The sequence below is a fragment of the Aquimarina macrocephali genome (assembly GCF_051627225.1).
Lineage (GTDB): Bacteria > Bacteroidota > Bacteroidia > Flavobacteriales > Flavobacteriaceae > Aquimarina > Aquimarina macrocephali.
The window spans coordinates 3,760,765-3,775,336 of record NZ_CP151795.1 but is presented as its reverse complement, the minus strand read 5'-3'; the positions used below and the strand labels follow the sequence as shown (position 1 = coordinate 3,775,336).

The 14,572-nt window shown below is 31.3% G+C and carries 14 protein-coding genes; 2 read left to right on the top strand and 12 right to left on the bottom strand.

Going from position 1 to position 14,572, the window contains the following annotated elements:
* The first annotated feature begins 25 nt into the window (after positions 1–25).
* Positions 26–1,864, top strand: a complete 1,839-nt coding sequence (locus tag AAFU52_RS16435; RefSeq protein ID WP_438422665.1) for an Ig-like domain-containing protein — start codon at positions 26–28, stop codon at positions 1,862–1,864.
* A 60-nt stretch (positions 1,865–1,924) separates the two neighbouring features.
* On the opposite strand, the gene AAFU52_RS16430 is transcribed toward AAFU52_RS16435, so the two are convergent.
* Together AAFU52_RS16430 and AAFU52_RS16425 are read right to left on the bottom strand one after the other, a co-directional pair.
* Complete coding sequence (locus AAFU52_RS16430) at positions 1,925–2,710, bottom strand: aminoglycoside N(3)-acetyltransferase (protein WP_438422663.1); 786 nt, start codon at positions 2,708–2,710, stop codon at positions 1,925–1,927.
* A gap of 84 nt (positions 2,711–2,794) precedes the next feature.
* Positions 2,795–3,544: a DUF6882 domain-containing protein gene (locus AAFU52_RS16425; RefSeq protein ID WP_024770323.1), complete on the bottom strand. Its 750-nt coding sequence runs from the start codon at positions 3,542–3,544 to the stop codon at positions 2,795–2,797.
* Positions 3,545–3,804: 260 nt separating this feature from the next.
* Here AAFU52_RS16425 and AAFU52_RS16420 point away from each other — a divergent pair, with 260 nt between their 5' ends.
* Positions 3,805–5,109 carry a hypothetical protein gene (locus AAFU52_RS16420; protein ID WP_438422661.1) on the top strand — a complete coding sequence of 435 codons (1,305 nt, stop codon included), beginning with the start codon at positions 3,805–3,807 and terminating at the stop codon, positions 5,107–5,109.
* Between the two features lie 58 nt (positions 5,110–5,167).
* Here AAFU52_RS16420 and AAFU52_RS16415 read toward each other — a convergent pair whose 3' ends face one another.
* The 10 genes from AAFU52_RS16415 to AAFU52_RS16370 form a co-directional block, all read right to left on the bottom strand.
* Positions 5,168–5,731: a hypothetical protein gene (locus tag AAFU52_RS16415; RefSeq protein WP_024770325.1), complete on the bottom strand. Its 564-nt coding sequence runs from the start codon at positions 5,729–5,731 to the stop codon at positions 5,168–5,170.
* A gap of 107 nt (positions 5,732–5,838) precedes the next feature.
* Positions 5,839–6,162, bottom strand: coding sequence for a winged helix-turn-helix transcriptional regulator (locus AAFU52_RS16410; protein ID WP_024770326.1), 324 nt, complete (start codon positions 6,160–6,162; stop codon positions 5,839–5,841).
* Positions 6,163–6,372: 210 nt separating this feature from the next.
* On the bottom strand, positions 6,373–7,563 hold the full coding sequence (locus AAFU52_RS16405) for an alpha/beta hydrolase-fold protein (protein ID WP_084050317.1): 1,191 nt from the start codon (positions 7,561–7,563) through the stop codon (positions 6,373–6,375).
* 71 nt (positions 7,564–7,634) lie between these two features.
* The gene (locus AAFU52_RS16400; protein ID WP_438422660.1) at positions 7,635–8,480 is read right to left on the bottom strand and encodes a helix-turn-helix domain-containing protein; all 846 of its coding nucleotides are present in this window, start codon (positions 8,478–8,480) and stop codon (positions 7,635–7,637) included.
* Positions 8,481–8,564: 84 nt separating this feature from the next.
* Positions 8,565–9,110: a DinB family protein gene (locus AAFU52_RS16395; protein ID WP_438422659.1), complete on the bottom strand. Its 546-nt coding sequence runs from the start codon at positions 9,108–9,110 to the stop codon at positions 8,565–8,567.
* A 58-nt stretch (positions 9,111–9,168) separates the two neighbouring features.
* Positions 9,169–9,705, bottom strand: coding sequence for a Crp/Fnr family transcriptional regulator (locus AAFU52_RS16390; protein ID WP_438422658.1), 537 nt, complete (start codon positions 9,703–9,705; stop codon positions 9,169–9,171).
* 158 nt (positions 9,706–9,863) lie between these two features.
* The gene (locus AAFU52_RS16385; protein WP_438422657.1) at positions 9,864–10,391 is read right to left on the bottom strand and encodes a hypothetical protein; all 528 of its coding nucleotides are present in this window, start codon (positions 10,389–10,391) and stop codon (positions 9,864–9,866) included.
* A 17-nt stretch (positions 10,392–10,408) separates the two neighbouring features.
* Positions 10,409–12,130 (bottom strand): serine hydrolase domain-containing protein, encoded by a 1,722-nt coding sequence (locus tag AAFU52_RS16380; protein ID WP_438422656.1) that lies wholly within the window; start codon positions 12,128–12,130, stop codon positions 10,409–10,411.
* Between the two features lie 226 nt (positions 12,131–12,356).
* Complete coding sequence (locus tag AAFU52_RS16375) at positions 12,357–13,781, bottom strand: serine hydrolase (RefSeq protein WP_438422655.1); 1,425 nt, start codon at positions 13,779–13,781, stop codon at positions 12,357–12,359.
* Between the two features lie 233 nt (positions 13,782–14,014).
* Positions 14,015–14,473: a hypothetical protein gene (locus AAFU52_RS16370; RefSeq protein ID WP_024770334.1), complete on the bottom strand. Its 459-nt coding sequence runs from the start codon at positions 14,471–14,473 to the stop codon at positions 14,015–14,017.
* Positions 14,474–14,572: the final 99 nt, after the last annotated feature.

The window sequence follows — 14,572 nt, the reverse complement described above, 5'->3', positions numbered from 1 at the left end:
TCACAAACTCTTAATTTAATACACAATGAAATTACTTAAAAGATTATCAGTCCTCTTATTCATACAGGTCTTCTTATTTTCCTGTACAAATGAAAGTTTTTTAGAAGAAGGAGCCCCGGAGGCTCAAAATTCTGAAACAAATCTAACAGACAAGGCAGCACTCACAGAGCCTATTGTTTTAGGATATTTCCCTTCTTGGTCCGAAAGCTGGGCCGGACCTGGGCAAGGATCAAAACTAAGAGATATCCCAGAACATATCACTCACGTTTTTTTGGCATTTGCAAAGCCTAATCTTCGTTATCAAAAAGGTACTTTAGATATTACCAATACAGGTATTCAAACTCCTTACGGAGGGGATACTTTAAAAGAATCTGTAGCCGCTCTAAAATCAAAAGGCATTAAAGTTATTTTATCTGTCGGTGGAGAAACGTATTGGGGTACAGATGCTGCTTATGATATAAATTATCAGCAGATCAAAGATCTGGTAGATGACATGGGATTTGAAGGCATCGATTGGGATTTTGAACCTAATGGTAGTTTTGCCACTATAGGAGAACCTATAAATGTACAACGCTTCATCGATTTCTTTACAAATTCAAGAGCTATTATGCCAAAAGGACAATACCTATTAGCCTGTGCTCCTGCCGGAGTTGGAGCTTTAGGAGGTGCAAATAATGATGATCCCTCTTCTCCTTTCGCCTATAGCAAAAGAAACACTGTAACAGGAGAGTCTGATACCAATCTATTTAATGCTACTTCTCCTAATCAAGCCATTAGCTTATTTGGTTTTGCAACTACGGGACATATGATCCCCGTAATGGAAGCTGTTGGTGATAAAATCGATCTTATTGCATATCAAGGATATAATACAGGAGCTGCCAGTAATAGAAAAGTTATGTATGATGCATATAAACACTACTCAAATCAGTATGGTTTTTCTATTGCAGCCGGAGTTCATTATCCTAATGAGCCTTGGGGACCGTATTATGAATATACCTATCAAAATATAGCAGAGCTATCTAACCATATTTCTGTAAATAACAACTCTAATGATGGAGTTATGATATGGCAATTATTACTCGGTAATACGACTTCTTCTGCATATGGATATCTTCATGTTGCAAGTCAGGTATTAAATGGTGTATCACAATCTCAGGCTATAGCTAATGCAGAAAACTATCCAGAATCTCCATACTCTGGCGATGGCGGTGGAGGTACTGGATCAGGTTGTGAATCTGCTCCATGGAATGCTTCTGCTACTTATAACACTGGTCAGGAGGTTGTGCATAACAATAAATTATATCGTGCAAAATGGTGGTCGAAAAATGATAACCCAACATCAAATTCTGGAGCAGGATTGCCATGGGAATTTGTTCAGGATTGTAATGGTACCGGAGGAGGAAACAACCAATCTCCTTCTGTATTTATCACGTCTCCTACAAATAATCAATCTGTAACCCAGGGGCAGTCTATCAATATTACAGCAAATGCTTCTGATACTGATGGGACAATTACTAAAGTTGAATTTTTTCAAGGAACTACTAAACTTGGAGAAGATACAACAAGTCCATATAGCTATTCATGGAATAATGCTGCTGTAGGAAGTTATAATCTAAGCGCGGTTGCAACAGATAATGCTAATGCAACGTCTACATCAGCAACAGTATCTGTTACAATTACTTCTGGTGGTGGTAACGGTGGTTCTTGTAGTGGGATTGCAAATTGGGCAGCATATCCAACAGTATATAATGTGGGAGACAAAGTAGTATATCAAGGTACATTATACGAAGCTCAGTCAGGGCCAATATGGGTAACCCCAGGTAGTGGTGAACACTGGTGGAAAACTATAGGAACCTGTAACTAAAAATAGTTTTTGATTGTTTAAAGTCCTCCGACACAATGGATCAGTGAAGGAGGGCTTTTTTTATATATTTATAGTATCAAAATAATTGGTTCCGTAATCAACTAATGTTTTTGCTACGCATAGAATTGAATCCGCTGTTCCTACTTTTCCTATACTTGCATTTCTATTCTTCAAATATGACGCTCCTATTTTAGGAAAATAAGTACTATTATCATTTCCCATATCCTCTACTTCAACCCATACTTTTTTAGTATTACGAAAAATCGGATACCTACTAGTCGTGATTCTCCTGTTTTTTGATTTTGATTCTGCAAAATGAAGCATCGTACATCGATTGAACCCTACTCCCAATAGAAGTATTTCGAAATTAAAATCATAAACTTTTTCGTAAGGCGTATTTTCTCCTTCTGAAATTTCTAAAGTATGAATTTTTATAATTTCAGCTGATAATTTTCCCCAGGCAGATACTGAGCTAATGGGGTGATCGCTTCGTAAAGTTTCGGGCCAGTTTCTAAATGTTTCTGGTATTGCACCCATTGTTGTTGGTGTTGTATTAAGGTCAAACACAGGTAAATGTTCTACTATTTTTGGTATCCAATTTTCTGGGATTTTGGTTTCGCCCCAATCATTAGGATGTAAACAAAATGGGGTTGCAGCAGGCATAACAATAGTTCCCTCTTTACCAATGATATCAATTAGCGCGCTCACCACTGTTTGTGCTCCTCCAATTACCCACCCTATCTTACTTAACGAAGAATGAAGCATTAGGTTCATTCCAGTCTTAATTCCTATTGCCTGGAAATCCTTAATCAATTCACTTTTAGAAATTGGCTGAAGTTCTGTCATAAAAGTTTTACTATCTAGTTATCTATCTATTGTTAATACAGTAGTAGTTAATTGAAGTACAATCTAATCTAAATATAATGTTACTTATATCTTTCCATTTAGGTTTTTAAGTCTTCCCAATTCATCAAATTCTGCAACTAATACTTTATCATTTTTTAATCCCTCAATCGTATTTTCTTCGTTCTTTATTTGAAAATCCTTGTCAATCAAATAGTTTAGAAACGCATTTTTATGATTTATCTCAATACTACTAATAAGTTGAGGAAAATTGGTTACCACTTTTTCAAGCCAGTTATTGTCTATTCGAGGTATGTCTTTACTTTTTATAGTAACAACCATTGTTCCTTGCCCATAATTTGCACAAAAGTAAGCATCAGCATTTAGCATACCACTTACAATAAGTCCCATTTTATGCTCGAACCCCTCCTCTACAGAAAAATGTCCGTTCACAAATTCTTCTATATTATTTTGCTCTCCAATACTTTTTAATTTTAAAGAGCTTTCTAATAAATTAGCAGGTATACCACTCTTTTCATTTGCCCATCCCCACATCCAGGAGAAATCATTAAAAGACAAAGAACCAATCACTTCAAAAGGAAAATTATATTCTCCAAAGGTAATAAGACCTTCATTTAGATTTATATTCCAGGAATGTTCACCTGTTATTTCGCTAAAATTCTGTTGTTTTTCAAAAGACAAACCTCCATGTAGCTCAAGCAAATCAACGAAGTTATCAAAATTTGATTTTGATAGTTTTCTAAATCCATCGGTATTCATACTTGATTCAACTTTTGATTCCTGTTTATTTCCAAATAATTTTTTGAAGATGCTCATTCTTTATTTTTAGTATTCATCTCTCAAAAATACGGTTTATTATAATTTTTACGGATATTCATTAAAATATAAGAACCTGCAACGCTACCAAATAGTAGTCATTCTGATGTTAACCTGTTTTGTATTTGGTCTTGTTTATAATTAGTACATCTTCACTAAACTCATAAAATATTTTATTAAACAATTGTTAAACTAGATTTATAGTTCTATAACTATATTTATAGTTATTACATTTACTCGATCACCATAAATCAATCATCATGAAAAAAATGTTATTATTAGCAATCATCATGCTATGCTATTCTTGTTTTACAAAAAAATCTGATGAAGGGAATTTAAATCAAGAATTAACCGAAAAAGAAATTGCTAGAAAAACCTTTTCTGATATTGAAAGTTTATTAAAAATTGACAATGGTAAATTTTGGAATAAACAATTATATGGGCCAATAATTTTGGTTAATCCTAAGACTAGAGTTTTCTTTTCTAATGAAAATAACGCAACAAAAAAATTCAAGCAAATCAATTCTATATTTTCAGATACTTTACCCAAACATATAAATATTGCAAACACTGCTATAAATTGGGATAACAAAAGATGGTCAATGGTAATCTTACCCCTTCCCGATGATAAAACGTCAAGAGATAATTTAGTAATTCATGAATTGTTTCATAGAGTCCAACCCGAAATTGGGTTCGATAGTCTTCAAGAGCAAAGTAATGGGCATTTGGATACTTATACTAATCGGATATTACTAAAACTTGAATTGGAAGCCTTAAAAAGTGCTTTGTCATCTAAAAATGAAATAAAACAACATCTCAAAAATGCATTAACATTCAGAAAAATCAGACAAAACGATGAACAAAAGAAAGAAGCCGAAAATTCACTAGAAATAAATGAAGGGTTAGCAGAATTTACCGGAATTATGCTTAGTGGGAGAGATAAAAACGAAATGAAAATTCATTTGATAAATAGCATAAATCAATTTTACACAAATTCAACATTTGTAAGGTCTTTTGCATATCAAACAGTACCGGTTTATGGTTATTTACTTTCTAATCAAAAAAATAAATGGCATAAAGATATTTCAAAGAATACTAAGCTAACAGATTATTTTATTGAATCTTTTGGGATAGATATAAACAGTAATTCCTCTTTTGAACTAATTGCACAAGAAAACAATTACAATTATAATGAAATATTAAAAGTAGAGAGCGTTAGAGAGGATAAGCGTTTGGCAAAAATTTTACAACTAAAAACAAAATTTCTTGAACAACCTACTTTAAAATTGAATCTTGAAAAAATGAAGATTTCATTTGATCCAAGAAACATAACTCCTCTAGAAAATTTTGGGACGGTATATCCAACAATGAGAATAACTGATAATTGGGGGATTTTAACAGTAAATAATGGTGCATTATTAGCTTCAAATTGGGAAAATGTAATCGTTACCCAACCAGTCGATATTGATAGTGAAATTATAATAGGTGATGGATGGTCTTTAGAACTAAACGAAAGTTGGAAAATAGAAAAAGTAAAAGATAAATTTGAATTGAAAAAGCATTAGAACCTGACTCTTTTAAACCCAGAGATATTTATCAATTTTATATGGCGTTGGACAATAGTTATTTTATTCTTTTGACATTAGTTATACTGCTTTCTATTTTAATATTGCTTAATTTTTCATAAAGGCTTTCGATGTTTTTATTTTCATTGTGTACATTTATTAAATTTTCAACTTTGTTTTTGTCAGAAGTATCATATATTATTTTTAGAATTGTTGAAGTATCACATTGTAAAAAATAATTTTGTCCATCAATAGTCATATAATCAAAAGTAGAGTTTGGAGGTATTGATATGAAATGCATTCTATCTCTTTCAGCAAGTATGCTAGGTTCTCCCTCATCTACATCCCATACATACTCAACGTCACAAGGAAAGTCTAGAGAGAAAAAATCTATATCTATTTTAGAATCCCTTTTAGAGTCTAAAACAAACAAAGAGTCACTAGAGTTATTCACTAACTTGAAAAAAACTTTAAAGTTCTGACCTTTTATTAGGTTAGTTTTTATCGTGTCAATCTCAAAATAAACTAATGGTTTAGAATTTGAAGAAGTTTTTTTTACTTGTGTAACTTTACATGAAAATAAGATTCCGAAAAAGGTAAATAATAATAAGGTATTTCTCATTTTTTTGCTTTAATTATTGCCAACAATGGAATATAGGATACATGTCCTATATTATACAAAAATAGGAGCTTTACTCTCCATTTGAGTAGTGTTTTTTTAAGAAAATTTTATAATTGTTTACCAAAATCATCTAAGACTTTTAGCACAGGAATAAGCTCTTTTCCTTTTTTTGTTAAAGAGTACTCTACTTTTTTGGGATACACTTCATAATCTTTTTTTTGAATAATACCATCATCTACCAATTCACCTAGCTGTTTGGTTAAAGCTCTTTTAGAAGCTTCGGGATTGTATTTTTCTAAATCTTTGAGTCTACAATTCCCTCTATTAAGTTCACATAATAGTGCAAGTTTCCATTTCCCAGAAATAACATGTAATGTTCTCTCCATCGGACAATCAATTTTTAAAGGTGTTTTTCTGGTGTAGGTTCTCATCTATTATGTTTCTTTAAAGTTACAATAAACATAGTGTATATGGTTAACGAAAGTATAAAAAACAGCCCTTTTATCGTGCTAAAACTAATCGTTCTCTATATTTTAGTTTTAACACCATTTACGATTTGAATTTTCTGTAATAAAATATTCTTTTTTCGCCTCTGCATCCGAATAAAGAAACCCTTTACAGAGCCTCAAAAAGGGGGAATCCTATTTAATTTTCTTCCTGTTTTTATCATAGACATTTTTATAGTACTCATAGGTCCCCTCATATTCAAAAGTATCTTTTTCCTTTTCAATTATATTTAGAGCCAAGTCAAAATACTCTTTTGCCTGCTTATTATTTTTAGTTTTCACAGAATTCTCCCCTATTTTATTGTACAATTGAGATTTTTGGGGATAATTTTTGACAGCTTGTTTATAAAACGCTACCGCTTCAGTATACAGTTCTTTTTTCTCCAAAAAATAACCAAAATCATAAAGATCATCGAGCGAAGGTGTGTTTGTATACTCTGCCCAGTTCGAAAGGTTTTTGTAAAAGTTATCAAAGTTTGTTAATACGCTTCCTGCATTCAGCATATTTTCTTTTTGTTGTTCTGACACCTCCCACTTTTTAGACAACTTTAATAATCCTCTATGTATACTTTCTGTTGGTATAGTAGCATGAGTAAAGCCATCGTATACAGAGAATTGCCAACTAAAAGTTTCTGAATTGTGATCTCGTACTAATGCATCTAATTTCTTTACTGGTGGTAAAAAATCAACATCAGGTTTTCCCTTGTTTCCTATAGTAGTAAAAACGAATTTATTCAGTTTTTTAATCTTTTCGATATTTTTCTGAATTTTTAAAATGATTTCTTCATCATCAATTTGAAGATTAGGGCTTATTGCGATGTACGCATTAAAAAGTTTTGGGTTATCTACAATGCTATTGAGAATAAAAGTTCCTCCCAAAGAATGCCCAATAGCTGTTTTAAATGAGGCAGGATGATATAAACTATCTATCATAGGGATCACTTCATGAGTAAGATGATTTTCTAAAAACTTTGCGCCGCCTAGACTTGGCATCTTCCAATCTTCATTTACCGGCTCTGGAGTCAATTCATATTGTCTATTATTCGAGTTTATCCCGACAACAATACTCTTAGGGAGTTCTTTTATTTCTATGAGGTAATCAATAATAGAAGTTGTTAGTTTAAAATACGGACTCCATTGAGCGTCAAATACATATATTACTGGTAACCGTTCTGTTGTATCATTTTTTTTGGGTAGGTGAACTTTGATCTCTCTTTGTTCTTTAAAATATTCTGAATTGATTTTGTGTGTTACATCATTTTGGTGTTGGGCTTTAAGGTTTAGCATAAAACCAAAGCAAAATAGTATACATAGTAGCTGTCTCATCTTGTTAAAAAATTTCAACAAAAATAAGACCTCAACTTATAGTTAAATTGGTGAAATGGGACATCTCATGATCAATTAAAAGTCCAAAAAGTATCTTCTGTTCCAAGGTGTTTTACATTTTTGAAAAAAGATTTAGGGTTAAACCCTGTAAGTTTCTTAAAGTGATTAATAAACTGAGACTGGTCGTAATATTCGTTTTTTAAAGCTATTTCGGTAAGTGAAGCATTATTATTTTTTAATAAATAATCAGTAAGAGATTTTCTAAACTGAATAATATCAATATACTCTTTAACTGTACAACACATATGTTTGTTAAACAACCTTAACAAGGTCTTTCTGCTCACATCTAATTCGTTTGATAGTTCTTTTACGGTAAATTTTTCTGATGATTCTATAATAATATAAATGCATTTTTTTAATACTTCTTCTTTAAAATCACAGAATTTATCTTCAAAGAACTGATCCAAAAGTGTCACTTTGCTTTCAATATTTTTTTCAATATAAATAGATTCACAGCATGCTATTAAATCATTCCCAAAATAAGTAAATGATTTATCAATAGGGTCACCAGAAATACTAGATAAAGGGACTTTTATAAAATGATTAATTCCTGTTTCCTGAAAAACAATTCCTATTTTATCAAAAGGAGCTTGGATTTCGGCTGTTCTACACTGTTTTTGTACTCCAGAATAGAGAAAACTAAAATCTGTTTCGATATCGGGTATAGTTCTGGAGTGATTACAACTGTATTCTACTTTTGAATTTCTATATATTGTTAATGCATTTTTGGAATTAGGATAATACATAAACCTATTTTGTAATGAATTATCTACAGAACAATGAAAATAGTAATATGAAATATGCTCTTGTAAAAAAGAACTATTGGGTTTATGGGTAACAAATTCTTTTTGTTTCATTATTTATACTTCAGCTCTCGGATTACTACAGAAGGTTAAAAATAAGTAATCTTTAGAAATTAAGTACTGTTACCTTATGAAGTATCATGAGTAACTATTAGCTATCCTATTACATTGTACGATATGTCTTTGATTGTGATAAATAAGTACTCTAAACGTATCTCCCAATTTTAATTTTATCCATTTCGAAATACTGATCGATGTTTTAATCTTACTTAAATCTTTATTTCTTGCTATATCTAATAATTCTAACGTCTTGTGTTGTTGCGCTATAAACCTGTCAATACATTTTTTATCCAGATCACTGTTAATAGGATTTTTATCTTTGAATGTTTTCATTTTATTCAATTTTTCTTTTGGAAGCATACTCTTTGCAAAGTAATTCCCCAAAAGGCCTGATTTAAAAACAGATGCATTTTTCCTTTTCGACCTTAGCATTCTATCTTCAATCTCGGGAAGATAATAGTCTCCATATAAATTTAAATGTTCTAAACACTCTAAAATACTCCAACTCTCTGGTGTATTTTTCCAGTTGAGTTTTTCTATCGGCAACTGATTATATTTTTCTGCTTCATTTATATTTTTTCGTGTTCTTTCTACCAAATCCTGTAGTACATCTTTTGATATCATCTTTATTTGTTTTTTATACAAAATTCCATGATTTGAAATTTTAAAACATTGATCGAAATTAAGATTTTTTAATTCTAGAAAGTGTTTCAGGTGTCATTCGTAAGTAGGAAGCAATATATTTGTTTGGTATTTCCTGAAAGAGCTGAGGGCTACGTTTTAAAACCCTGTTATATCTTTCTACAGGAGAAGTAGTCAAAATATCTCTTTCTCTTTCCATTTGTTGCAATACAAAATTTTCTAAAATCAAGTACCATGTTTTAGTATGTTCTGGAGAGGACAACACAAAGTTCATAAGATTAACTTTTTTAATCACTTTTAAAGTCGTCTTCTTTAAGGCTTGAATATAAAAATCAGATGGTTTTTCGTTTATAAATGAATCGAGAGCGGCAATAAAATTATTTCTGTAGCCAAACCTAATGGTGTGTTCTTCAAACTCGTCTATCACAAAAATTCTTAAACTACCATCTACAACCAAATATCCATTGGTGTCAACACTTCCTTTTACTTTTAAATATTCATTCCTATCCAATTTCAACTCTTTATCCCATAAATCTTGGTTATTTATTTCTTCTAATAAGGTCGAAATTGGATTCATATTTTACACACAGGTATTAGTCTATATAAAACAAAATATTCTTTAGTATAGAGATTCTTTGATTTTGTACTAAAGTAGCAAAAAGACATAAACCTATTGTCTGGTAGTGATAATTTTCTGAAAGGGAAATCAGATATTATATGCTATTTATTGTAGTTTTATTCGGGTATATATTTTTTTCCGTTTATGAATATTTCTCCGCCAAGTTCTTCTATGTCATATCCAAACCAGCCTTCTTCATTGTTTTTCCAGGTTTCTTTATGCTTCTGTGTAGTTAGTACAGTATCTGTTGTTATACCGTCTCTTTGAAACATCATTCTTTTCCATCGTTGAGATGTAAAAACAATTACACTGTCTTTTTTTAAAAATTGTATACTATCAATGTCCATTTTTATACTCAAAGTGGTATCGATTATTGCCCAATCTCTCAATGCATATTCTTTTTGTTTATCTCTTAAAATAATTTCTCCACTTTCATCATAAATTACAAGATCCTGTGGTAATCGGCTCATATAAGTTTCAATATCTTTTACCCGTGTAGCTTCAATACCTTCATCAATATTCTTTTTGACTAATTTACCAATAGTAGCTTTTTCAGATTCGGTTAGTTCTGTTGATTTTTTGTTTGAATCGCAACCAGTTGATACAATTAAAAGCAAAAATCCTATTACAGAAACAGTTTTCATTGGTACTTATTTATGGTTTAGTTCTTATCATATTTTAAACTAGCAATGCCTCCATTTGACACTAAAAACCCAGAAATTACACCATTTGGGTTTCTAAGGAATTCAATTTTCTTAAAATGTCTGTTTGATGATGTAAACACATCTTTTTTAATAGCTTTTAGTTTAATCGGATCTCTTTTAAATAGTTTTATAAAAACTGAGTTATTGTCATTGTAAAGTTGAATTGAACTATTAAGCTCTTCACTACCAAAATTACCAGTATACTCACTAATATCGAATGGGTTATATTTTAAAAACTCAATGTTTTGATTGCTATTGATATTTAATCGCATCACTTTTTCATTGTTTTCGTTTTCTTCAAAAATGACACTTACATCGTTTGTATCCGCCAACATCTTAAATTCATTATTACTAATTGGCAACAGCTTTGTTTGACTTTCTTTGGATCTATAATATATAAGTGTATCATTAACAATTTTTATTTCTCTATCATACCACTCTTTGGGTTCCCAATATTTACCACAAAATTTTGACATCTGATTTTTTGATAGCTTGATAGATTTTTTAATCCTTTTTTCATTCTTACTCTTCTTTGCTTTTCCTTTTGATTCGGATTTATAATATTCATTCAAAAAAATATCGGCGGTTTTTAATGCCAGCGTAGAAGCACGTATTGGTGTTGTATTTGCTAATATTACTACAGCCGAATTATGCTCTGGAAATCGAGAAAAATAGGCTCTAAAACTAGCATCAGAACCGGTATGATCGAACCATTCTAATCCTTTATATTTAACTCCTGTCCATTGTCCCATTGCAGCTTCGGTGATTTGACCATTATTTAAATAGGCCTGTTGATTCATTTTTGTTATTATGCCTTTACTTTCTGGAGTTGGAGTATTTAGGTAAATAGCCCATTTACATAAATCATGTACGGTAGTAAATAAATTGGTAGCCCCTACAGTAGAGAAGCTAAGTTTACTTTTTTTAATGATATTTTCCTTATTCTTGTAAGAGTACGCCCTGTTCTTTACTATTTTTTCGTAATCATCATAGAATTGTGAATTGCTCATTTCTAATGGAACAAAAATGTTATCTTTTGTATATTCAGCAAAAGATTGACCCGATACACGTGCCACAACTTCTGCTAATAAAGTAAACCCCGTATTTGAATACGATAGTTTGGTACCAGGATCAAAATTTAAAGAATTCTGTTTAGATACTAAATCCAAAATATCCTGATTAAGAATAACATCATCTTTTTTCCATCCTGCTAAATACAGGAGTCGCCACTGATCTCTTATACCACTTGTATGACTAGCGAGATGTCGTAAAGTAATCTTTTTGCCAAAATTTGGGACTTCTGGTATGTATGTTCTTATATCATCATCTAGTGATAGTTTTCCTTCTTTTTCAAGAAGCAAAATGGCATAAGCGGTAAATTGTTTTGATAATGAAGCTGCATGAAATATAGTGTTAGTCGTATTTGGAATATTATATTCTAAATTGGCACTTCCGTATGCATTACTAAAAACAACTTTTCCGTTTTTAATAACTGCAATTGCTGCACCACCAGAATCTACTGAATTCCATGCTTTAAATAATGAGTTAGCTTGCTCGACTTTAGTCAATTTACTAGTTGTAGTATGATCTTTATTGATCTGAGCGTGAATTGAACTAAATAGAAAAATAAATAAGCTACATATATAAAGAGTCGATAATCTTTTTGGATTTCGTTTCATTTCTTTTTGGTTTAACCTACTATTTTTGGGTAGTCTTTGTTTGTATTACCCAATTTTTTCAAAAAGGTTACATAAAAAGTAAAGAATGTTCTTTGTTTTTGTTTTTAGCAGCTTTCAAAAAATACAATAAGCATACATTTTTCAGAGAAATATTTCTATGAATTAGTGACAGAAACTTCAATAAAACATCAGTATCACACTTCTTGATTTTGGATATACAGTACAATTATCGGTTTCGCTTCCCATTTGATACTAAAGCAGTTCTGGATCCAACAGCAAGGCTCTCTATTTTTTTATTCTCATTTATAGTAAAGTCAATCCACCAATCGGGATCGGATTCAAAAATAAATTTGTGTTCGCTAATTGGTACAATAACAAACTTTCTTCCCTGATCTCGTTGCGAATTAAGCTGTCCGTTTTCTAATGTGATATTACGAATGGTTCCATCTTCATGAGTATAGGTCCCCGTAAATTTATTTAATACACTCTCATCAAATAATTTAACCTGTTCTAGATTAGGTAAAATTCCTAAAACATCTGAAGCTAATTGTACGGTGAGTGCTCCGGGAGAACTTCTATTTAGGTTTGATAACACAATAATTTGTAAGTCCTCTTCAAAAACCCATAACGAGTAACATTCTGTGCCGTGTACGTTTCCTCCATGCTCAACTGTGGTGTACTTACCCAGAGTTGTAGTCCACCAACCTAATCCATATTTAGTTTTTCTATCATCGTGCAGGCTTTGAGAAGTGAAAGCGTTCTGTTTTTGTTTCTCGCAAATTAATGTGTTGTTTTTTAAAGCGTCGTACCAAATGGTTATATCATCGATAGTAGATATGATACCACCATCTGCAAGTGTTCCTGGTTTTACAGCTTTTGCATGAACAATTTTATGAGGTTCTTCCTCGGCTACTTCATATCCCTTAGACAATTGCGGAACGATTTCATAAAAATCATAGAAGCTTGACTGTTTCATATCTAACACATCAAAAATATGCTCTTGAACATATGTTCTAAACTCCTGTTTGGAAACATTTTCTACAATTTTGCCTAATAAAACATATCCCGAGTTTGAGTATTTCCAGGCGGTTCCGGGTTTAAAATCAAGTGAAACAGTATTGATCACATTTACAATAGTGTCCATAGTTACCCGATCTGTACCATGATGATCATAAGAAGGTTCTACTTCTGTGTATTCTGGAATTCCTGCGGTATGCCCTAATAATTGACGAATAGTAATTTTGTTATCATGTGATTGTTTATACTCAGGAATATACTCTCTAATATCATTATCAAGAGATAGTTTCCCTTGTTCTTCTAACATCAAAATACAAACCGCAGTAAATTGCTTTGTAATAGAAGCGATACGGAATTTCATATCGGTTTGGGCTTCTACCTTATGTTCTATATTTATGTTTCCGAATGCTTTTTTAAGCAATGTTCTTCCACCTTTACGAATTAGAACAACTGCTCCTGCTCCATCGGACGGATAATATAGATTAATTTTCTCCTCTAATAACTGGTTTAATGTAGCTTTTTCTTTTGTTTTTGGAGTATCGGATTTTCTATCGGTTACACATGCTGTAAAAAATAAAATTGATACTACTACAATACTAAGGAGCGCAAAAAAATTTGATCGAAACAGGTTCATATACATATATTTTGTACTTAAGACCTTCGTTTTTTAGAAAGGTTACATTGAACTATCTATTTTATTAGATCATAATGGGCCGTATGTCTCTAACATTTAACAACGAATTGATTGTCTCCTGTTATGCCTTTTTATTTTTAGTGTAGAGTGTTCGTTATCGAGTAACTTAAGTTGTCTAAGTATCAATTCGATAATCATGTTTTTTGATTTTTATAATTTGTGATACTACAAGTTTATTTGAAACTAAATTGCTCTGATCTCATATATAATGTGGTAAATAGTTTTTTTAATTTATCATCTAAATCAGGGAACATATACTTATTCTTTTTCAGATCATAATTAAATTGATACTCGGGTAAATCAAATCCAAAATGTTCAGATGCCCAAAATGCAATTCCGTAAAACATTCCTTCAACTTGATAGTCACAATGATTTAGCTCTATTTCATTTAGAGTTATTTTGGTTGGAGTACTAATTTTCTTTTCAATTATTGAACTTACCCAGGTAAGACCTTCTTTTAAAAGTTCAATTTCAACATCTGTTAAATGTGTGGTATTAGCTTTATATTCAAAAAACAGATTGTCAGATATTTTATCTCCTTGATTACTGTTTTCAACACTGGCCGAAATTTGTACCCAAATTCCCCAACTTGTTTTTCGAATTCTATAAAGAGATGTAGATGATTTCTGCATATTATTAAGTGCTTATGTCAACTATTTATAGGTATATGTCCTAACCAGGTAAAATGTTACTTAACCAAGTAAATTAATTTGTATTTATTTTATGTCATT